The organism is Leisingera aquaemixtae (genome assembly GCF_006740765.1).
Taxonomy (GTDB): Bacteria; Pseudomonadota; Alphaproteobacteria; order Rhodobacterales; family Rhodobacteraceae; genus Leisingera; species Leisingera aquaemixtae.
Window position 1 is genome coordinate 1,186,512 of the sequence record NZ_CP041159.1, and the last position, 18,579, is coordinate 1,205,090.

Here is an 18,579-nt window from a genome sequence, read left to right on the forward strand (position 1 = left end):
AAAGTGGTCTGTTTCCCCTGTCTCACGCCGGGCGGGCAAGGGCAATTTCATTTTCTTCATCTTCATTATGAGTCTGCGGCGCTGCGGCAGGCAGCACTGGCGGCGGGCGGTGCACCAGGCGCAGCAGCTCGGCAATGGATATGGCCATCTGCAACCAGCCGGGCGCTGCCATATAGCGCGGCTCCCACCGCGGGGCGAAGCACTCCTTGAACCGGCGCAGGCCGCGGTCCACGCCCTTGGCCAAGCGATGATCCGGCACCGCGGCCAGCGACAGCCGGGGGATGCCGTCCGCGGCGGCGGCGGCAATGCCTGCCCGCACCAGCGCATGGCCAGCGCCGTCGGGCACATCAGGGCGCAAGCGGATCAGGTCCAGGCACCATTCACGGGCCGAAGTGTGGAAGCTGGCAAAACCGATGAGCTGCCCCTCGCGGAAGGCCAGGATCACCTCCTGGCAGGCCAGATAGCCGGGCTCGAAGCGGCCCATCGTGGTGCCATAGGCGGTGCCATGCGCCGATTGCCAGGCGCTATCAACCTCTTGCATTTGTTCAAATGGCAGGCGGTTCACCGCGCGGTAGACGTCAATGCTCGTTTTTTCTGCGTGGCGCAGCTTGCGGCGCAGCTGGCGGCGGCTGGATCCGTTCTCGGAGAAGGCCCGCGGGTCGAGCACCGCCTCTTCGGCGATGCGCAGCACTTTCCAGCCCGACTTGCGGGCCAGAAGCGCCGTGCGCGCGCTGCATTTGTAATAGCAGGCCGCGGCGTTGCGGCGGCGGGCATGCCGCGCGAGCGGGGCAAAGGTTTCTCCGGTCAGTCCCGACAGCGGGTCGAACAGCGCCACCGAGGCCTGGGCGCTGTCCAGCAAGGCAACACGGTTCAGGCCAAAGGCGTGGACCCGGCCGCCGTTCTGGCGGATGATCCCGGTCTCTGCACAGCAGCGGTCCCAGGGCAGGGCGGCGGCCGGCTGGCTGCGGCTGCCAAGCAGATCGGTGTCGTCCACTGCTGTCTTTTGCGCTGCCAATAGACCGGGAAAGACCAGCAGAAATCCGGCGATTACTGCTGGGACGGCATAATAAATCACGCGGAAGGCCAGCAGCGCGGCGATCAGGCTGTGGTCCGGAACCGCAGGCAGCAGCGCGCAAAGCGCCAGCTCAAACGGTCCCGCCCCGCCGGGCGCGGAAGAGACAACCGCAAGGCCCAAGGCCACAGCATAGGCGGTGAGAAGCTGACCCCAGGCAACGCCGGTGCCGGACGGCAGCAGCAGCCACAGGGCCGTGCCTGCGGCAGCAACGTCGGCTGCCGCCCAAAACCCCAAGGCAGTCATCGCGGTCAGCGACGGCCAGCGCAGCTGCAGCCCGAACAGCTGGGGTTGCGGGATCAGAAAGCTGCAGGCGGCAAGCGCTGCTGCGGCCAGCAGGATCAGGGCGCCCGCCCATGCCAGGCCCGGCGCAGGCGGCGCGGCGATCAGGGACGCGCCGCAGATCACCGCCAGGGAAGCGAGAAAGGTTGCAGCAACCAGCGCGGTCAGCTGTCCTGCTTGCAGGGGCGTCAAGCCGGGCAGCAGGCGCCAGCGGGCATAGGATCCGGTGATCAGGCCAAAACCGGCGGTCTGCGAAAAGGCGATGGCGGCCATGCCGGCACGGCGCGCAGCCGGTCCGTCGAGCCCGGTGCCGAGGTGGCGGTGGGCAACGCAATCGTAACGTCCCAGCGCCCAGAAGCTGACAGCAGTGGCCAGCGCAGCGCCCGCCCATTTCCATGCCGGGAGGTCAAAGACGAGGGTGCCAAGCTCGTCCAGGGGAGGCAGGTCCGATTGCACCTGCAGAAGCCACAGGCAGCCCGCCATGACCGCAAACGGAACGGCCAGCCGAAGCAGCCGCGCGGCCGTTCTGGGGGCGGAGGATACGGAAAACGTCATGGCACTCCCGGACTGGCGCGCAACAAACACCTTGCCCGGCAGTATAGGGGATGCGGTTGTCGGTTCGGTTAACCCTTAAAATTGACGGGTGTCGGCCCGGCGGTGCCGTGCCGGAGGCAAACCGGCGCACCAAGGCAGCACGCTCCCGCCGCCGGCCTGTGCCGCACCGGGGCGGCAGGCGCCCGGACACAGGGCGGACCGGGGGTATTCCAGCCGGGCCTTTTGCCGCTGCTAGTTTGTTCAGCTCGTCTCGTTCAGGATGTCTGCCTGCGCCTGCACCAGAAGTTCCTGCAGTTTCATGCGGATCTGCTCTTCGCTGGCCCGGCTGCCCAGATCGCCGGTCAGCTTGCGCACCACGTCCTCATGGCTGGCTTCCTCAAGGTCCGCTGCCACAATCGACTGGGCATACTCATTGGCCGAGGAGCCGGTCTTGCCCAAAAGGTCAGCCGCCCACAGGCCCAGCATCTTGTTGCGGCGCGCCCGCGCCTTGAACTGCATTTCCTCATCATGCGCAAACTTGGCCTCAAAGGCCTGCTCGCGTTCGTCGAATGTTGTCATGGCTGATCCTCATTAACCTTGTGCACCTGTGGTATGATAGGAGTATGATTGCTCCCCAGGGCAAGAAAAAACAGTTCCTGATAAAGCCTTTGGGCGGATTTGTCCTAAGCAGGGCAGCGGCTGGCCGGATCCGGGTGCCGGTTCGGGGGCGGCCGCCGCAACGCCCGCGGCATGGCGGGCCTGTGCAGCAAGCTTGCGGCTGAAGCCCCCTTGCACTATGAGGGCGGCACATCGCAGGGCCGGATTCCCGGCAATGACCCGAAAGGTTCCCAATGGCGCGCCGCAAAAAAATCTACGAAGGCAAGGCAAAGACACTGTATGAAGGCCCGGAGCCGGGCACCATTGTGCAGTATTTCAAGGATGACGCCACCGCCTTCAACGCCGAAAAGCACGACGTGATCGAAGGCAAGGGAGTCCTGAACAACATCCTCAGCGAGTTCTTCATGCTGGGGCTGGGGCAGATCGGTGTGCCGACCCATTTCCTGAAGCGTCTGAACATGCGCGAGCAGCTGGTGCGCAGCTGCGAGATCATCCCGCTGGAGATCATCGTGCGCAACTATGCGGCGGGCAGCATCTCCAAGCGCCTGGGCATCGATGAGGGCACCCAGCTGCCGCGGCCGATCGTGGAATACTGCTACAAGGACGACGCCCTGGGAGATCCGCTGGTCACCGAAGAGCATATCGCCGCCTTCGGCTGGGCCAGCCAGCAGGACATGGACGATATCTTGAGCCTGGCGCTGCGGGTGAATGATTTCCTGTCTGGCGTGTTCCTGGCGGTCGGCATCCGCCTGGTCGACTTTAAGATCGAGATCGGCCGCATTTACGAGGGCGACTTCCAGCGCCTGGTGATCGCCGATGAGATCAGCCCCGACAGCTGCCGCCTGTGGGACATCAACACCGGCCAGAAGCTCGACAAGGACGTATTCCGCCGCGACCTCGGCAGTCTGACCGATGCCTACAGCGAAGTGGCGCGCCGCCTGGGCGTGATGCCGAATAACCCGCCTGCGCCGGGCAAGCCGACGCTGGTGAACTGAGATCGGGACCCGCTGCGCCTGCCGCGCCGCGGGTCCTTGAGTATTTTTAGAAAGATGAAGCCTGGATGGGGCTTCGCCATCGAAAACCTGAGGGATGATGCGATGAAGGCACGGGTGCATGTGATGCTGAAGAACGGGGTTCTGGATCCGCAGGGCGAGGCTGTGCGCCACGCGCTGGGGGCCCTGGGCTTTGACAAGGTTGAAGGTGTGCGCCAGGGCAAAGTGATTGACCTGGATCTGGCCGAAGGCGCGACCGAAGCAGATGTGACCGCGATGTGCGAGAAGCTGCTGGCCAACACCGTGATCGAATCCTACAGCATCGAGATGCAGTGATGAAGGCGGCGGTAGTAGTCTTCCCGGGTTCGAACTGCGACCGCGATCTGGCGGTGGCGTTCGAGCAGGCCGGCTTCGATGTGTCGATGGTCTGGCATAAGGACAGTGCCCTGCCTGAGGGTGTGGACATCGTTGGCGTGCCGGGCGGCTTTTCCTATGGCGACTACCTGCGCTGCGGCGCGATTGCGGCCCAGTCGCCGATCTGCAAGGCGGTGATTGAGCACGCCGAGCGCGGCGGCTATGCCATTGGCGTCTGCAACGGTTTCCAGATCCTGACCGAAACCGGCGTGCTGCCGGGAGCGCTGCTGCGAAATGCAGGCCTGAAATACATTTGCCGCACCGTGAACCTTAAGGTGGCGACCTCTGACAGCGTCTTTACCCAAGGCTACAATGCGGGTGATGTGATCGGGGTCCCGATTGCCCACCACGACGGCAACTATTTCGCCGATGCGGACACCGTCAAGGCGCTGCAGGACCAGGACCGGGTGGCCTTCACCTATGAAGACAACCCCAATGGCTCGGTCGCGGACATTGCCGGCATCCTGTCGGACAACCGCCGCGTTCTCGGCATGATGCCGCACCCGGAGCGGGCTGCGGATGAGGGTCATGGCGGCACCGACGGTGCGGCAGTGTTCCGCGCATTGGCGGGAATGGTCACCGCGGCGTGACTTGAGGATGCGGGGCGGCCGCAATAGGTATGAGTCATGACCGCCCCGCGCTCTGAGATGATCAAAAGCAAGGCAAAGGCTGGTTCGCGCACGATTTCGTGGCGGGCGCGGCTTGGGCTTGTGCTGTTCATGGTGGTGGCCGCGGTCACCGTCTGGACCACCAACCGGGCGCTGACCCACCGGTTCACCGAAAGCACCCGCAACCGGGCCGAGCTGCGGCTGGCGCTGTATTCCGGCAACCTGCTGAGCGAGCTGCGCCAGCACGCCATCGTGCCGCAGCTGCTGGCGCGCGACCAGACCTTGATCTCGGCGCTGCAGTCCAATGATTTCTCCCTGTCTACCCAGCGGCTTATCTCCTTTGTCGATGAAATCGGCGCGGCCTCGATCATGCTGCTGGCGCAGGACGGGCGCACGGTGGCGGCCACGGACCGCAACCGGCTGGGCTCGAACCACCGCAATGCCGCCTATTTCGTTGATGCGGTGCGGGCCAAGTCGACCGTATTCTCGGTGATCCCGCGCGAGGTCGGCGGCTACCGCTTCACCTATTCGCGCCGCATCATTGATGCGACCGGTGTGCTGGGCGCGATTGTGGTTGAAGTGGACCTGCAGAAGTTCGAGCGCGCCTGGGCGGGGATTTCCGACGCGGTGCTGGTCACCGACAGCACCGGCACCATCATTCTGGCCACCGAGGCGCGCTGGCGCGGCCTTAAGGAAGGCGATGCGCTGACGCTGCAGACGCCGGAAGGCGCGATCCAGCGGGCGATCCGCGCGACCACCGACTGGACCGCGCTGCCCCCCGACGCCTACCTGCAGGGCGAGGCGGTGATGCGGCTGGAAACAAGGGTGCCGTTCCAAGGCTGGCGGATGGCGTCCTTCACCACCTATTCGTCGGTGCGGGAGCGGGTAAATGCCGTGCTGGCGCTGGAAATTATGGGATTCGCGATCCTGCTGGCGCTGGCTTTCTATGCGCTGAGCCGCAAGACCGCGCTGCGGATGGCGCTGTTCCAGCGGGAGTCGGCAGAGCTTCGCGTATTGAATGCGCGTTTGCAGCGGGAAATTGCCGAGCGTGAACGGATGCAAAAGACCCTTGCGGTGGCCGAGCAGAGCCTGGCCCAAAGCTCCAAACTGGCTGCCCTCGGGGAGATGTCCGCGGCGGTCAGCCACGAGCTGAACCAGCCGCTGGCCGCGATGAAAACATATCTGGCCGGCGCCCGCCTGCTCTTGAACCGCAACCGACCGGATGAGGCGCTGGCCTCCTTCGGCCGCATTGACGACCTGATTGAGCGGATGGGGGCGATCACCCGCCAGCTGAAGTCCTATGCGCGCAAGGGCGGCGATGCGTTCAGCCCTGTAAACTTGGGCGATGCGTTGGCGTCAAGCCTGTCGATGATGGAACCGCAGCTGCGCCAAAGGCATGTGAAAATCACCCGGATTTTGCCCGAAGAACCTGTTATGGTGATGGGCGACCGGATGCGCCTGGAACAAGTTATGGTCAACCTCTTGCGCAATGCGCTGGACGCCACCAAATCCGTGGCGGACCCTGAGGTGGAAATCCTGCTGGCCGCCGGTGAGACGGCAACCCTGTCGGTGCGCGACAACGGGGTGGGAATCAAGGACTTCGACAACCTGTTTGAGCCTTTCTACACCACCAAGCAGCCCGGGGACGGGGTTGGTTTGGGTCTTGCCATCTCCTCGGGGATCGTCAACGACCTTGGGGGACGGCTGACCGCCCGCAATGGCCAGAACGGCGGCGCGGTCTTTGAGATGCAACTGCCGGTCCTGGTGGACGGTATCGAGGCTGCCGAATAGGCCGCCCGGAGTGATTAGGAGAGAACGCGCATGGCCCAGGCTATGAAAATCGCGATCGTTGATGATGAACAGGATATGCGGCAGTCGATCAGCCAGTGGCTGGCGCTGTCGGGGTATGACACGGAAACCTTCCCCAGCGCCGAGGAAGCGCTGAAGGTGCTGGGGCCGGATTACCCGGGGATCGTGATTTCCGATATCAAGATGCCGGGCATGGACGGGATGCAGTTCCTGAAAAAGCTGATGGGCACCGACAGCGCGCTGCCGGTGATCATGATCACCGGCCATGGCGATGTGCCGATGGCGGTGGAGGCGATGCGGGTGGGGGCCTTCGACTTCCTGGAGAAGCCCTTTAACCCGGACCGCATGTCGGAGCTGGCCAAGCGCGCCACCGGCGCCCGCCGCCTGACCCTGGACAACCGGGCGCTGCGGCGCGAGCTGTCGGACGGCTCGCAGATCATGAAAAAGCTGATCGGTCAAAGCCCGGTGATGGAGCGCCTGCGCGAGGATATTCTGGACCTCGGCCAGGCCGACGGCCACGTGCTGATCGACGGGGAAACCGGCACCGGCAAGACGCTGGTCGCCCACGCGCTGCACGCGGTCGGCAGCCGCGCGGGCAAGAAATTCGTGCTGGTCTCTTGCGCTGCTTTGGAAGAGGAGGCGCTGGCCAAGCGCCTGTTCGGCCCGATGCAGCCCGAAGACAGCATGCTGCCCGCAATTGAGGAGGCCCGCGGCGGCACTCTGGTGCTGGAAGACATCGACGCGCTGTCGGAAACCCTGCAGGCCAAGCTCTTGAGCGTGATCAACGAACAGGGCACGCCTGCCGAAACCCGGATCATCGCCATTTCCAACCTGCAGGAAGCCGGCAAGACCTGTGAGGACGCGCTGCGCCCGGATCTGTTCTACCGTCTGGCGGCGCTGCGCATCACCGTGCCGCCGCTGCGCCAGCGCGGCGAGGATATCCTGACCCTGTTCACCCGCCTCAGCGAGCAGTTTTCCGAGGAATACGGCTGCGATGCGCCGCAGGTCAGCGCTCAGGAGGCCGCGCAGCTCTTGCAAGCGCCCTGGCCGGGCAACGTGCGTCAGCTGATCAACATCGCCGAGCGTGCCGTGCTGCAGTCGCGCCGAGGCTCCGGAACCATCGCGTCGCTCCTGATGTCCGATCACGAGGAAATGCAGCCGGTAATGACCACCGAGGGCAAGCCGCTGAAAGAATATGTGGAAGCCTTCGAGCGGATGCTGATCGACAACACCATGCGCCGCCACAAGGGCTCGATCGCCAGCGTGATGGACGAGCTGTGCCTGCCGCGCCGGACGCTGAACGAGAAAATGGCGAAATACGGCCTGCAGCGCTCGGATTATCTGGCGTGACCGCTGTCCGGGCCGTTTCCTGACGCAGGACACGGTCCGGGCGCGTTTCGTTTCGGGGGCCGGAACTGCCGCAGAAGTCCGGCACTTCGCTGAATTTCAACGAAAAGTTAACGTTTTTCCGGGTAAGAGCAGGCTGGATTCATTTTCAGGTCCTGCGGTGACGAATGCCCATTGTCATTACCTATCCACAGGCCTTATGCTGTCCGAACGGGCCGGAAACCGGCACTTGGCTTCCCCCGTTCTGATGAGTTTCGCTGGCTTCGGCTTTTGTCCGGCACGATCCGAGAAAGCTGCAGCCAGACCGATTGGCCCCCTTGATCCAAGGGGGCAGTTTAGCGCCCGAGCCGGAATCTAACCCGGCGCAGGGATTATTAGGCAGGACAGGCCGCGGCTTGCCTGCCGGAGAAGAACCGCGATGACGCGCGCGAGAGCGAAGAGCACTGAGGCAGGAAGGCCGGGCATAGTCCCCGGGACCACCTGCTGCACCGCGCCGTCCCAGATCGCCCTGACAAGACACCACCCGAAACGCGCGCGGCCGCCTGGAAGCAGACAGCTTGCGGGCGCACAGGGCAGGTGCACCAAGGACAAATGGCAAATAAGATGCTTATTGACGCCACCCACGCGGAAGAAACCCGCGTTGTGGTGGTCGATGGAAACAAGGTTGAGGAGTTCGACTTTGAGTCCGAAAACAAACGCCAGCTTGCTGGCAATATCTACCTCGCAAAAGTAACCCGGGTCGAACCGTCGCTGCAGGCGGCGTTTGTTGACTATGGCGGCAACCGCCATGGCTTCCTGGCGTTCTCGGAAATCCACCCGGATTATTACCAGATCCCGGTGGCCGACCGCGAAGCGCTGATGGAAGAAGAGCGCGCCTATGCCGAGGCGATGCGCGCGCGCGACGAGGAAGAAGAAGAAAAACCGTCCAAACCCAAGCGGTCGCGCCGGTCCAAGTCTTCGGCCAAGGCGGCCAAGGCCTCCTCCGGCGATGCGGTGGAGACCAAGGAAGTCGGCGTCTCTGACGAGAAGACCGGCGAAATCGCAGGGATGGAAACCATCGACCTGAGCGATAGCGCCGCGGCTGCGGATGTGCCTGCGGAACTGGCCGAAGTGCCTGAAGGCTCCTCGCCGGTGGAACGTGTTGCGGAAACCCCGGTGGAAGAGCCGGAAGACGAGAATGAAGCCCCCGCTGAGGCGGCAGAGGCGGGTGCTTCTGCTGTGGCGGGTGACGAGGCTGCGGACGAAGCTGAGGCAGCAGCTGCCGAGGCCGAAACCGAAGCGGACGCCGAAGAAGTCAAGGCAGAGGACGCTGCCGGCGACGAGGGCGACGAAAACGGTGAGTCCCGCCGGGCCGACGCGGCCACCAAGGATGAAACCATCGAATCCGTCGCCGAAGAGGACGACAGTGAGGACATCCGTCCGCCGCGCAAACCCCGCCCGCGCCGCTACAAGATCCAGGAAGTGATCAAGGTGCGCCAGGTGCTGCTGGTGCAGGTCGTCAAGGAAGAGCGCGGCAACAAGGGCGCAGCGCTGACCACATATCTGTCGCTGGCCGGCCGTTACTGCGTGCTGATGCCGAACACCGCCCGCGGCGGCGGCATCTCCCGCAAGATCACCAATGCTGCCGACCGCAAGAAGCTCAAGGACATTGCCTCCGAACTGGACGTGCCGACCGGCGCGGGCCTGATCGTGCGTACCGCCGGGGCCAAGCGCACCAAGGCGGAGATCAAGCGCGACTACGAATACCTGCAGCGCCTGTGGGAGCAGATCCGCGAGCTGACGCTGAAATCCATCGCGCCGGCCAAGATCTATGAGGAAGGCGACCTGATCAAACGCTCGATCCGCGATCTTTATAACCGCGACATCGACGAGGTTTTGGTGGAAGGCGACCGCGGCTACCGCATCGCCAAGGACTTCATGAAAATGATCATGCCGTCCCACGCCAAGAACGTGAAGCATTACCAGGACGCGCTGCCGCTGTTCGCCCGCTACCAGGTCGAAAGCTACCTGGGCGGCATGTTCAACCCGGTCGTGCAGCTGAAATCCGGCGGTTACATCGTCATCGGCGTGACCGAGGCGCTGGTGGCGATCGACGTGAACTCCGGCCGGGCGACCAAGGAAGCCTCGATTGAGGAAACCGCGCTCAAGACCAACTTGGAGGCCGCCGAAGAAGTGGCGCGCCAGCTGCGCCTGCGCGACCTTGCGGGCCTGATCGTCATCGACTTCATCGACATGGACGAGCGCAAGAACAACGCCGCGGTCGAAAAGCGCATGAAGGATAAGCTGAAGACCGACCGCGCCCGCATCCAGGTGGGCCGGATCTCGGGCTTTGGCCTGATGGAAATGTCGCGCCAGCGGCTGCGCCCCGGCATGATCGAGGCGACCACCGCACCGTGCCCGCATTGCCACGGCACCGGACTGATCCGCTCTGACGACTCGATGGCGCTGTCGATTCTGCGCCAGATCGAGGAAGAGGGCACCCGCCGCCGCTCCCGCGAGGTGCTGGTGCGCTGCCCGGTCTCCATCGCCAACTTCCTGATGAACCAGAAGCGCGAGCACATCGCCCAGATCGAGGCGCGTTACGGCCTGTCCGTGCGCATCGAAGGCGACGCGCATCTGGTCAGCCCGGACTTCGTGCTGGAGAAGTTCAAGACCGCTTCCCGCACCGTGCCTGCGGCCACCGCTCCGGTGGTGTCGGTGGATACCTCGATCATGGAGCAGGTGGACGCTGACGAAGCGCAGCAGGACGAGGAAGAGGCCCCCGTCGCCGTTGAGGCCGCTGAGGACGATGCGCAGCAGGACGACAAGCCCAAGCGCAAGCGCCGCCGCCGCCGCCGCCGGAAGTCCGGCAACGGCGATCAGGCCCAGGCGGGCGAGAACGGCGAGGACACCTCCGAAGACCAGGATCAGCCGAAGGAAGAGGCTGACGAGGCGCTGGAAGCTGACTCTGAGGCGGAAGAGCCTGCCGCGGAAGACGTGAAGGAGAAGAAGCCCTCCCGCACCCGCACCCGGTCCCGTTCGCGCAAACCGAAGAGCAAGCAGGCCGAGGCAGACGCAGTTGCTGCGGAAGGCTCCGAAGCCGCCGCAGAGGAAGCGCCCGCCGCTGCCGAAGCGCCTGTGGCTGAGACGGTCGCGGAAGCTCAGGCTGATGAGACTGCAGAACCGGCGGTTGAGGCCGTTGCGGACAGCACAGACGCCGCTGCCGCCCAGGACGCAGAGCCCGCTGCGCAAGCTGAACAGGCCGCTCCGGCAGAAGAACCTGCTGCTGCGCAAGAGGCAGAGGCTGAGGCGCCTGCAGAAGCTGCTGCCGAAGCGGCCGAAGAGCAGCCTTCTGAGGAACCCGATGCGGAACCAGCCGAGGAGCAGACTGCTGTGGAAGAGGCCGCTGAGCTGGAACCCGCCGCTGCGCCGGAAGAGGAAAAACAGCCGGAGCCTGCCATGGCTGGCGCCGCCGCTGAGCGGGAACCCGCAGCCTCGTCCAAGCCGAAACGCCGCGGCTGGTGGTCGATGGGCGGCTGAGCCCAGCATAGAACACGCGAAAAGGCAGGCCGCCAGGCCTGCCTTTTTCATTTGGGGCTGCCTCCAATCTGGAAACCTCTGGCTGCGCACGAAACACAGTTTTCCGGGCCGCAGTTCTTGCAGAACTCCGGTGCCGCAAGGCGCGGGCGCTGGGAAGGTTTGCGGCCTAGCCGCCCTTGCGGATCAGGTAGATCTGGTGGCCTGCGCCTTCGCTGTGGCCCAGGAATTCATGCCCTGCTTCATTGCAGAAATGCGGCACGTCGATCACCGCCGCCGGGTCGTCCGCCAGCAGTTGCAGCACATGGCCACGCTGCAGCGATTTCAGCCGCTTGCGCGCCTTCAGGACGGGCAGGGGGCACAGCAGCCCGATTGCATCGAGGGTCACTTTGATCTCGCTCATGGTGTTCAGATAAGGGGGATGTTTCATGCTGTCCACAAGGATGTGACCAGCCGTCCCCGTGACGTTGGCCGCCCGCTGGCATAAGTGTTGGACCATGTTTGGAATCGAGATCATCGACGCAGGGCTGCTCCCTGCCATGCTGGTGGCGCTGCTGGGCGGCGTGATCAGTTTTCTGTCGCCCTGCGTGCTGCCGATTGTGCCGCCCTACCTGGCCTATATGAGCGGCGTCACCATCGGCGAGATGCAGGGCACCGTCGCCGCGCGGCGCAAAGCGATCATTGCGGCGCTGTTCTTTGTGCTGGGGCTGTCCACGGTGTTTCTGCTGCTGGGCTTCACGGCCTCTGCATTCGGCGCATTTGTGCTGCAAAATCAGGAGCTTTTCGCCCAGGTTTCAGGCGTCGTCGTGATCATCTTCGGGCTCCACTTCCTGTCGGTTTTCCGCATTCCGCTGCTGGACCGCGAGGCACGGATGGAGGCGGGCGAATCCGGCGGCTCCGCTTTGGGGGCTTATGTTCTCGGGCTGGCTTTTGCCTTTGGCTGGACGCCGTGTATCGGCCCGCAGCTGGGCGCCATCCTGTCGCTGGCCGCATCGGAGGCTTCCGTCAGCCGCGGCACGCTTCTGCTGGGCGTATACGCCGCGGGTCTGGGCGTGCCTTTTCTGCTGGCGGCGATGTTCCTGAACCGCTCGATGACGCTGATGAACAAGATGAAACGCCACATGGGGCTGATCGAGAAAGTGATGGGCGGCCTGTTGCTGTTTGTCGGCATCATGCTGGTCACCGGCCTGTTCACCACCTTCTCCTGGTGGCTGCTGGAAACCTTCCCGGCGCTGGCCACGCTGGGCTGACCTGAGGACTTTCAAAGGGGCCTGAAGGCCCCTTTTTCTTTGCCTCGCCCGGCCTTACTCTTGCCGGATTGCGCTGCTAGTCTGCGCTGGAGACGTCAGAGCAGGACAACGCGGATCAACAGCGTGGATCACATGGGTTCTAACCCTCAGCAGGTGCGCAAACGCCGGGTGTTTTACATCCCCGGCTATGACCCGATTCACCCGCGCCGCTACCGGGAGCTTTACCGCAAGGAAGGCGCCGCGCAGGCGCAGATTTCCGGCTACAGCCTGACGCTCGCTCCCAAACGGACCAAAGGCCCCTACGGCTGGCATGTTGCGGCTGAGATGGACGGGCAGCGCACTGAGGCCGATATCGAGGTGCTGGTCTGGTCCGACATCGTGCGCGGCAGCATGGAGGCGACGATTGCCGGCACCTACTGGCAGCTGTTGCGCACCGCCTGGATCTATCTCTCCACCGGCGCGCTCAGGCGGCTGATGCGGCTGCGCAAGGGGCCGGTGATTGCCGCGCTCTACCCGGTGGGAATGCTGCTTGTGCAGGCGCTTCTGGCGCTGCTGCTGGCTTGGGGCGCTGCTCATGCCTTTGGTCTTGCCGCTGCTGCTGCCGGGCTGAACGGCCCCTTTGCCCTGCTGCCAGCCTGGATGCTGGGCCTTGGCGCCGGCTATGCGCTGCTGCGCTGGTTCAAGACACGCGACGGCAAGTTCTTCGCGTATTACCTGATGCACGATTACGCCCATTCTGCGGCCTCCCGCGGCGCCATTCCGGCGGAGATGGAGGTGCGGCTGGACGAATTCCGCGCTCTGATTGCAGACGCCTTACAGGACAAAACCCTGGACGAGGTGCTGGTCGTCGGCCACTCCTCCGGTGCGCATCTGGGGGTGCCGGTGCTGGCGGACCTGATCCGGCATGGGCTTCCGGAAGACCGCCCCGCCCTTGGATTTCTCACGCTGGGGCAAGTGGTGCCCATGGTCTCCTTCCTGCCGCAGGCCAGCCGTCTGCGGGCCGATCTGAGATACCTGTCCCAGCGCACGGAGCTTGCCTGGGTGGATGTCACCGCGCCGGGCGATGGCTGCGCCTTTGCGCTGTGTGATCCTGTCGCTGTCAGCGGCGTTGCGCCGGAAGGCAAGCGCTGGCCGCTGGTGTTTTCTGCCGCCTTCACCCAGACCCTCAGCCCGGAGCGCTGGCAGCAGTTGCGCTGGCGGTTTTTCCGTCTGCATTTCCAGTATCTTTGCGCTTTCGACCGGCCGGGCGAGTATGACTATTTCCGCATCACTGCTGGGCCGCTGACGCTGGCAGAACGGTACCGGGACCGGAAACCTTCGAAGTCGCGGATTGACGTGCCGGTGTCGAAGTTCACCTCGGTGGCCGCTGAATGACCAAAGTGATGCCGCCAAAACCGCCGGCGCGCCCCGACAAGGTGCCACTGTGGCGCTATGTAAGACTGTTCCGCCAGGACATCCTGTCGGCGCAGCCTGCGCGGCTCTACCGCGCCTGGATGGCAGAGTTCCGAACGCCGTTTTTCCGCTCCTTCTTGGTCAACCAGCCGGATCTGGTGAAGCTGCTGCTGAAGGAGCGCCCGGATGATTTCCCCAAATCGGACCGCATTGCAGAGGGGCTGAAGCCCTTGCTGGGCAATTCGGTGTTTCTGACCAATGGCGCGGACTGGAAGCGGCAGCGGCGGATCATTGACCCCGCCTTCGAGGGCGGGCGGCTGAAGGATACCTACCCGGCGATGCGCGCCGCGGCGGAGGCGGCGGTCCAGCGCCTGGAGGGGCGGAAGGGGCCGGTGGAGATCGAGGAGGAAACCTCGCACGCGGCGGCAGACGTGATCTTCCGCACGTTGTTTTCGATCCCTATCGGGCATGAGGTGGCCGGCGAAGTCTTCACCCGGTTCCGCGACTACCAGCGCAGCCAGCCATTGCTGAACCTGGCCGCCTTCGTGCCGCTGCCGCGCTGGATGCCGCGGTTTTTCCGCGGCGGCACCCGCCGGAACGCTGAAACGATCCGGGCGCTGATCGCACAGCTGACGGCCGAACGGATGGCGGCGATCGAGGCGGGCAGGGCGCCGGATGACCTGGCGACCAAGATCATGACCACCCGCGATCCGGAAACCGGCAGCACGTTTGATACCGCCGAGATGGTCGATCAGGTGGCGATCTTCTTCCTCGCGGGTCATGAAACCAGCGCCTCGGCCTTGGCCTGGGCGCTCTATCTGGTGGCGCTCTACCCGGATTGGCAGGAAAGGGTGGCGGCAGAGGCCGCGGTGCTGGAGGATGAGAGCTTTGCTGCCGTTTCACGTCTGAAGATCAGCCGCGATGTGTTCCGCGAAACCTTGCGGCTGTATCCGCCGGTGCCGATGATGGTGCGGGAGGCTGCATGCTCCGAGCACTTCCGCAACCGCGCGGTGCCCAAGGGCGCGCAGATGGTGCTCAGCCCCTGGCACCTGCACCGGCATGAGCGGCTGTGGGAGAACCCGGACGGCTTTGATCCCGCGCGCTGGGGGACGGAGAACGGCAAGCAGTGCCAGCGGGACGCCTATATCCCGTTTTCTGCTGGCTCCCGTGTCTGCACTGGGGCGGGGTTCGCCATGGTCGAGGGGCCGCTGATCCTTTCGATGGTCCTGCGCCGGTTCCGGATTGAACCGGTGGAAGGCAAGACGCCGGTGCCAGTGGCGCATTTAACCGTGCGTTCAAGGAACGGGATCTGGCTGCAGTTGTCTCCAAAGCAGCCAAAACTTTTCTGAAAAGTTTTGGCCAAAGTTTTCAGAAAACTTTGGCGTCAGCACAGCAAGCGGACGGGTTCGTTGTTGCAGAAGATAACGATCTGCTCGCCGTTCAATACCGCATGATAGCCGCGGCGTTGCACTTGGCTTGCAACCGCGCCAAGCCAACATTGCGTTCGACATCGCGCAGTTTGCGACGCACGACACCACCTTGGCGGGCAGATTTCACATCGAAAATCTGCTGCATCCATAGCTCAGGAGAAACAGTACGAAACACATGGGCCATGAGGCAAGTGTCCGTGATCGTGGTTAACGCACCCTTAACCGGCGCAGCACAAACAGCCGGATCGCGGAGGCCAACCCGCAGTCCTCGCCGCGGGTTTCATCAATTTCGGCTGCTAGGTCGTTGATTGCGCGGTCTTCCTGCGCTGCAATCTCGCGGAAGGCATCCCAGAAGTCATCCTCCAGAGACACTGAGGTCCGGTGCCCGCGCAGGGTCAGGGAATGCTTCTTCGGGCGCCCGTTCATTCGTCGCGCTTGTGCTCGTCCAGGCGTTTGACCTCTTGCGCGTTGCGCGCCTTGTCCAGGTCTTTCTCGGCTTTGGTCCGCCCGAACGTCACGGCGTTCCGGTCAGCGCGGGCCTTTTTCTCGGCCCGCGCTTTTTCTTTTCTGTACCGGTTCAGATTGACCGGCTTTTCCATCAGTCCTTCGGCCCGATCATCTGCTCAGGCCGCACCACGGCGTCAAAAGTGGCTTCATCGACAAAGCCCAGCTTGACCGCTTCTTCCTTCAGCGTGGTGCCGTTCTTATGCGCGGTCTTGGCAACGGTGGTGGCGTTGTCATAACCGATGGTCGGCGCCAGCGCGGTGACCAGCATCAGCGACTCTTTCATCAGCTTGTCGATGCGCGGCTCGTTGGCCTTGATGCCGTTCAGCATCCGCTCGGTGAAGCTGTCGGCGGCATCGCCCAAGAGCTGGATCGACTGCAAGAGGTTGTAGGACATCATCGGGTTGTAGACGTTCAGCTCGAAATGGCCCTGGGAGCCTGCGAACTTGATCGCCGCGTCATTGCCCATGACGTGCGCTGCCACCTGGGTCAGCGCCTCGGCCTGGGTCGGGTTCACCTTGCCCGGCATGATCGACGAGCCGGGCTCGTTTTCCGGCAGGATCAGCTCACCCAGGCCGGAGCGCGGACCGGAGCCGAGGAAGCGGATGTCGTTGGCGATCTTGTAGCAGCTGCCCGCAATGGTCGCGAGCGCGCCGGACAGGAACACCATCGCATCATGCGCCGCCAGTGCCTCGAACTTGTTCGGGGCGGTGACGAAGGGCAGGCCGGTGATCTCTGCCATATTTGCGGCAACTTTCTCGCCCCAGCCTTTCTGGGTGTTCAGACCGGTGCCGACGGCGGTGCCGCCCTGCGCCAGCTCATAGATCCCGGGCATTGCCGCCTCGACCCGGGCCAGGCCCTGACGGATCTGATGCGCGTAGCCGCCGAATTCCTGGCCCAGCGTCAGCGGGGTCGCGTCCTGGGTGTGGGTGCGGCCGATCTTGATGATGTCCTTGAATTCTTCGGACTTCTTTTCCAGCCCTTCGGCCAGCTTGGTCAGCCCGGGCACCAGCACGTCGCGCACCATCATCGCAGTGGCGATATGCATCGCGGTCGGGAAGGTGTCGTTGGACGACTGCCCCATGTTGCAGTGATCGTTCGGATGCACCGGATCCTTGGTGCCGATGGTGCCGCCCAGGATCTCGATGGCGCGGTTGGCGATCACCTCGTTGGAGTTCATGTTGGACTGGGTGCCGGACCCCGTCTGCCACACCACCAGCGGGAAGTTGTCGTCGAATTTGCCTGCCACCACTTCGCTGGCGGCCTGGATGACCGCATCGGCGATCTTTGCGTCCAGCTTGCCCGACTCTTTGTTGGCCATGGCGCAGGCCTGCTTGATCACCCCCAGCGCGCGCACAATGGCGACCGGCTGTTTTTCCCAGCCGATCGGGAAATTCATGATCGACCGCTGGGTCTGCGCGCCCCAGTACTTGTCTGCAGGGACCTCGAGCGGACCAAAGCTGTCGGTTTCGGTGCGGGTCTCGGACATCCGTCTTCTCTCCGTTACGTATGCGATTGTATGCCGTTTAGCCTGCGCATTGCGGCAGTGCAATTGGCCAGTTGCGCGCAGCATAGCCAATCGCGCGGGCAGGTATAGTGCCGAATTGGCGCAATCGAAGACATGCCATTGCCTGAAACCATGCTATGATTACAGTGCGTGGGGGACAGGCCTGGACATCCGGAGGGAATTGCGACGTGCCAACGCATTTGCGAACTCTCAAGGTCTTGGTGAGCCTTGCCGCCCTGGTGGCGGTTCTGCTCTTGCTGCTGCCGCAGTGGGCGCGCGCGGACATTTCCCGCTTCGCGGGCGAATACGCCGGCAGCGTCGAGATCGTGAAGGAAGACGGTGACACCGACCCCCGGGATATGAGCGTGGCGATCCGCGAATTGAAGAAAGGGTTCACCATCAAGTGGACGTCTACGACGGAAAAGGACGACGGGCGCCGGAAGTCGAAAACCTATGAGATCGAGTTTCTGCCCAGCGGCCGTGAAGGTGTCTTTTCCGCAGCGATGACCCGCAATGTCTTCGGCCATTCGGTGCCGCTCGACCCGATGAAAGGGGAGCCGTTTGTCTGGTGCCGTATCACCGGCGATACGCTGACGGTGTTCTCGCTGTATATCCATCCCAACGGGGATTACGAGATGCAGCAGTACGACCGGACTTTGGCCGAAGGCGGCTTGGACCTTGAATATATCTCGCGCCTGAACGGCGAACCCCGGCGGCAGCTGCGCACCTTCCTGTCGCGGCAGTGATGCAGACATAAAACAGGCGGCCTGCGGGGCCGCCAGTTGTTCACCCGAGCGCGGACGCGCGCTATTTGCGGAAGCTGTCCAGCGAGACGATGTCTGCGTTTTTCTTTTCCTCGGCCGGAACACGGGCGGTGTCCTGCTCCTCATCGGCATCCGGTGCCTCTGCATAGCCCTCAGAATCCTCATCGGCGCTTTCGAACCGCAGCCCGAATTCCACCGACGGGTCGACGAAAGTACGGATCGCGTCATAGGGGATATAAAGAGGCTCGGGCGAGTCGCCGAAGTTCAGTGTGACGGCAAAGCCTTCTTCATCCACAGTCAGGTTGTCGAACCAGTGCTGCATGACCACGGTCATTTCGCCCGGGTAGCGGTCGGACAGCCAGTCGGCCAGTTCCACATCGGGATGGGCCGTGTCGAAGGTGATGAAAAAGTGGTGGTTACCGGGCAAGCCGTTGTCAGCGATGTCCTGCAGCACGGTCCGGATCAGGCCGCGCATGGCAGAGTGCATCAGGTTGCCATAGTCGATTTCACGGGACATGCAGTCACCCTTTGTTCATTTGC

18 protein-coding genes are annotated in these 18,579 nt (G+C 63.7%); 10 read left to right on the plus strand and 8 right to left on the minus strand.

All coding sequences use genetic code 11. The features are described 5' to 3' along the window. Positions 1 to 22 precede the first annotated feature (22 nt). Both R2C4_RS07485 and R2C4_RS07490 read right to left on the minus strand, forming a co-directional pair. Complete coding sequence (locus R2C4_RS07485; protein WP_141890160.1) at positions 23 to 1,909, minus strand: phosphatidylglycerol lysyltransferase domain-containing protein; 1,887 nt, start codon at positions 1,907 to 1,909, stop codon at positions 23 to 25. A gap of 240 nt (positions 1,910 to 2,149) precedes the next feature. Beyond that, the gene (locus R2C4_RS07490) at positions 2,150 to 2,467 is read right to left on the minus strand and encodes a DUF1476 domain-containing protein (RefSeq protein ID WP_141890161.1); all 318 of its coding nucleotides are present in this window, start codon (positions 2,465 to 2,467) and stop codon (positions 2,150 to 2,152) included. A gap of 272 nt (positions 2,468 to 2,739) precedes the next feature. Between R2C4_RS07490 and purC the strand changes: the two genes are divergently transcribed. The 6 genes from purC to R2C4_RS07520 all read left to right on the plus strand — a co-directional run bounded on the left by purC (position 2,740) and on the right by R2C4_RS07520 (position 11,195). Then, complete coding sequence (gene purC / locus R2C4_RS07495; protein WP_008555976.1) at positions 2,740 to 3,501, plus strand: phosphoribosylaminoimidazolesuccinocarboxamide synthase; 762 nt, start codon at positions 2,740 to 2,742, stop codon at positions 3,499 to 3,501. 102 nt (positions 3,502 to 3,603) lie between these two features. Continuing rightward, positions 3,604 to 3,834, plus strand: a complete 231-nt coding sequence (purS, locus tag R2C4_RS07500; protein ID WP_027243772.1) for a phosphoribosylformylglycinamidine synthase subunit PurS — start codon at positions 3,604 to 3,606, stop codon at positions 3,832 to 3,834. Continuing rightward, positions 3,834 to 4,502, plus strand: coding sequence for a phosphoribosylformylglycinamidine synthase subunit PurQ (purQ, locus tag R2C4_RS07505; RefSeq protein ID WP_141890162.1), 669 nt, complete (start codon positions 3,834 to 3,836; stop codon positions 4,500 to 4,502). The genes purS and purQ overlap by 1 nt, the downstream gene beginning before the upstream one ends. Before the next feature lie 36 nt (positions 4,503 to 4,538). Further along, complete coding sequence (locus R2C4_RS07510) at positions 4,539 to 6,311, plus strand: ATP-binding protein (RefSeq protein WP_058286695.1); 1,773 nt, start codon at positions 4,539 to 4,541, stop codon at positions 6,309 to 6,311. 30 nt (positions 6,312 to 6,341) lie between these two features. Beyond that, positions 6,342 to 7,679 carry a sigma-54-dependent transcriptional regulator gene (locus R2C4_RS07515; RefSeq protein ID WP_058286696.1) on the plus strand — a complete coding sequence of 446 codons (1,338 nt, stop codon included), beginning with the start codon at positions 6,342 to 6,344 and terminating at the stop codon, positions 7,677 to 7,679. Positions 7,680 to 8,267: 588 nt separating this feature from the next. Then, complete coding sequence (locus R2C4_RS07520) at positions 8,268 to 11,195, plus strand: Rne/Rng family ribonuclease (RefSeq protein WP_141890163.1); 2,928 nt, start codon at positions 8,268 to 8,270, stop codon at positions 11,193 to 11,195. Between the two features lie 166 nt (positions 11,196 to 11,361). On the opposite strand, the gene R2C4_RS07525 is transcribed toward R2C4_RS07520, so the two are convergent. Then, complete coding sequence (locus tag R2C4_RS07525) at positions 11,362 to 11,622, minus strand: sulfurtransferase TusA family protein (protein WP_420870772.1); 261 nt, start codon at positions 11,620 to 11,622, stop codon at positions 11,362 to 11,364. A gap of 67 nt (positions 11,623 to 11,689) precedes the next feature. On the opposite strand from R2C4_RS07525, the gene R2C4_RS07530 reads away from it, so the two are divergent. The 3 genes from R2C4_RS07530 (at position 11,690) to R2C4_RS07540 (ending at position 15,183) form a co-directional block, all read left to right on the plus strand. After that, positions 11,690 to 12,442 carry a cytochrome c biogenesis CcdA family protein gene (locus tag R2C4_RS07530; RefSeq protein WP_058286699.1) on the plus strand — a complete coding sequence of 251 codons (753 nt, stop codon included), beginning with the start codon at positions 11,690 to 11,692 and terminating at the stop codon, positions 12,440 to 12,442. A gap of 132 nt (positions 12,443 to 12,574) precedes the next feature. Beyond that, positions 12,575 to 13,816 (plus strand): hypothetical protein, encoded by a 1,242-nt coding sequence (locus R2C4_RS07535; protein WP_141890164.1) that lies wholly within the window; start codon positions 12,575 to 12,577, stop codon positions 13,814 to 13,816. After that, positions 13,813 to 15,183: a cytochrome P450 gene (locus tag R2C4_RS07540; protein ID WP_141890165.1), complete on the plus strand. Its 1,371-nt coding sequence runs from the start codon at positions 13,813 to 13,815 to the stop codon at positions 15,181 to 15,183. Before R2C4_RS07535 ends, R2C4_RS07540 begins: the two co-directional genes overlap by 4 nt. Before the next feature lie 91 nt (positions 15,184 to 15,274). Here the strand turns inward: R2C4_RS07540 and R2C4_RS07545 are convergent, their stop codons facing one another. The 4 genes from R2C4_RS07545 to fumC are packed head-to-tail and all read right to left on the minus strand — an operon-like array spanning position 15,275 to position 17,257. Further along, entirely contained in the window at positions 15,275 to 15,448 is a 174-nt protein-coding gene (locus R2C4_RS07545; protein WP_244940795.1) for a hypothetical protein, read from the minus strand. Between the two features lie 23 nt (positions 15,449 to 15,471). Beyond that, entirely contained in the window at positions 15,472 to 15,690 is a 219-nt protein-coding gene (locus R2C4_RS07550; RefSeq protein WP_141890166.1) for a ribbon-helix-helix domain-containing protein, read from the minus strand. Beyond that, the gene (locus R2C4_RS07555) at positions 15,687 to 15,863 is read right to left on the minus strand and encodes a DUF4169 family protein (RefSeq protein WP_039949200.1); all 177 of its coding nucleotides are present in this window, start codon (positions 15,861 to 15,863) and stop codon (positions 15,687 to 15,689) included. The genes R2C4_RS07550 and R2C4_RS07555 overlap by 4 nt, the downstream gene beginning before the upstream one ends. After that, positions 15,863 to 17,257: a class II fumarate hydratase gene (fumC, locus tag R2C4_RS07560; RefSeq protein ID WP_141890167.1), complete on the minus strand. Its 1,395-nt coding sequence runs from the start codon at positions 17,255 to 17,257 to the stop codon at positions 15,863 to 15,865. The genes R2C4_RS07555 and fumC overlap by 1 nt, the downstream gene beginning before the upstream one ends. Positions 17,258 to 17,463: 206 nt before the next feature. On the opposite strand from fumC, the gene R2C4_RS07565 reads away from it, so the two are divergent. Next, the gene (locus R2C4_RS07565; protein ID WP_141890168.1) at positions 17,464 to 18,021 is read left to right on the plus strand and encodes a hypothetical protein; all 558 of its coding nucleotides are present in this window, start codon (positions 17,464 to 17,466) and stop codon (positions 18,019 to 18,021) included. 61 nt (positions 18,022 to 18,082) lie between these two features. Here the strand turns inward: R2C4_RS07565 and R2C4_RS07570 are convergent, their stop codons facing one another. Next, a complete protein-coding gene (locus R2C4_RS07570) occupies positions 18,083 to 18,556 on the minus strand; it encodes an SspB family protein (protein WP_058286707.1) in 474 nt (157 codons plus the stop codon). Positions 18,557 to 18,579: the final 23 nt, after the last annotated feature.

What these genes read in the sequence shown, in the direction of transcription:
- R2C4_RS07485 (WP_141890160.1), bottom strand. Translation starts at nt 1,909, where the DNA reads ATGACGTTTTCCGTATCCTCCGCCCCCAGAACGGCCGCGCGGCTGCTT.
- R2C4_RS07490 (WP_141890161.1), bottom strand. Translation starts at nt 2,467, where the DNA reads ATGACAACATTCGACGAACGCGAGCAGGCCTTTGAGGCCAAGTTTGCG.
- purC (WP_008555976.1), top strand. Translation starts at nt 2,740, where the DNA reads ATGGCGCGCCGCAAAAAAATCTACGAAGGCAAGGCAAAGACACTGTAT.
- purS (WP_027243772.1), top strand. Translation starts at nt 3,604, where the DNA reads ATGAAGGCACGGGTGCATGTGATGCTGAAGAACGGGGTTCTGGATCCG.
- purQ (WP_141890162.1), top strand. Translation starts at nt 3,834, where the DNA reads ATGAAGGCGGCGGTAGTAGTCTTCCCGGGTTCGAACTGCGACCGCGAT.
- R2C4_RS07510 (WP_058286695.1), top strand. Translation starts at nt 4,539, where the DNA reads ATGACCGCCCCGCGCTCTGAGATGATCAAAAGCAAGGCAAAGGCTGGT.
- R2C4_RS07515 (WP_058286696.1), top strand. Translation starts at nt 6,342, where the DNA reads ATGGCCCAGGCTATGAAAATCGCGATCGTTGATGATGAACAGGATATG.
- R2C4_RS07520 (WP_141890163.1), top strand. Translation starts at nt 8,268, where the DNA reads ATGGCAAATAAGATGCTTATTGACGCCACCCACGCGGAAGAAACCCGC.
- R2C4_RS07525 (WP_420870772.1), bottom strand. Translation starts at nt 11,622, where the DNA reads ATGAAACATCCCCCTTATCTGAACACCATGAGCGAGATCAAAGTGACC.
- R2C4_RS07530 (WP_058286699.1), top strand. Translation starts at nt 11,690, where the DNA reads ATGTTTGGAATCGAGATCATCGACGCAGGGCTGCTCCCTGCCATGCTG.
- R2C4_RS07535 (WP_141890164.1), top strand. Translation starts at nt 12,575, where the DNA reads ATGGGTTCTAACCCTCAGCAGGTGCGCAAACGCCGGGTGTTTTACATC.
- R2C4_RS07540 (WP_141890165.1), top strand. Translation starts at nt 13,813, where the DNA reads ATGACCAAAGTGATGCCGCCAAAACCGCCGGCGCGCCCCGACAAGGTG.
- R2C4_RS07545 (WP_244940795.1), bottom strand. Translation starts at nt 15,448, where the DNA reads ATGGCCCATGTGTTTCGTACTGTTTCTCCTGAGCTATGGATGCAGCAG.
- R2C4_RS07550 (WP_141890166.1), bottom strand. Translation starts at nt 15,690, where the DNA reads ATGAACGGGCGCCCGAAGAAGCATTCCCTGACCCTGCGCGGGCACCGG.
- R2C4_RS07555 (WP_039949200.1), bottom strand. Translation starts at nt 15,863, where the DNA reads ATGGAAAAGCCGGTCAATCTGAACCGGTACAGAAAAGAAAAAGCGCGG.
- fumC (WP_141890167.1), bottom strand. Translation starts at nt 17,257, where the DNA reads ATGTCCGAGACCCGCACCGAAACCGACAGCTTTGGTCCGCTCGAGGTC.
- R2C4_RS07570 (WP_058286707.1), bottom strand. Translation starts at nt 18,556, where the DNA reads ATGTCCCGTGAAATCGACTATGGCAACCTGATGCACTCTGCCATGCGC.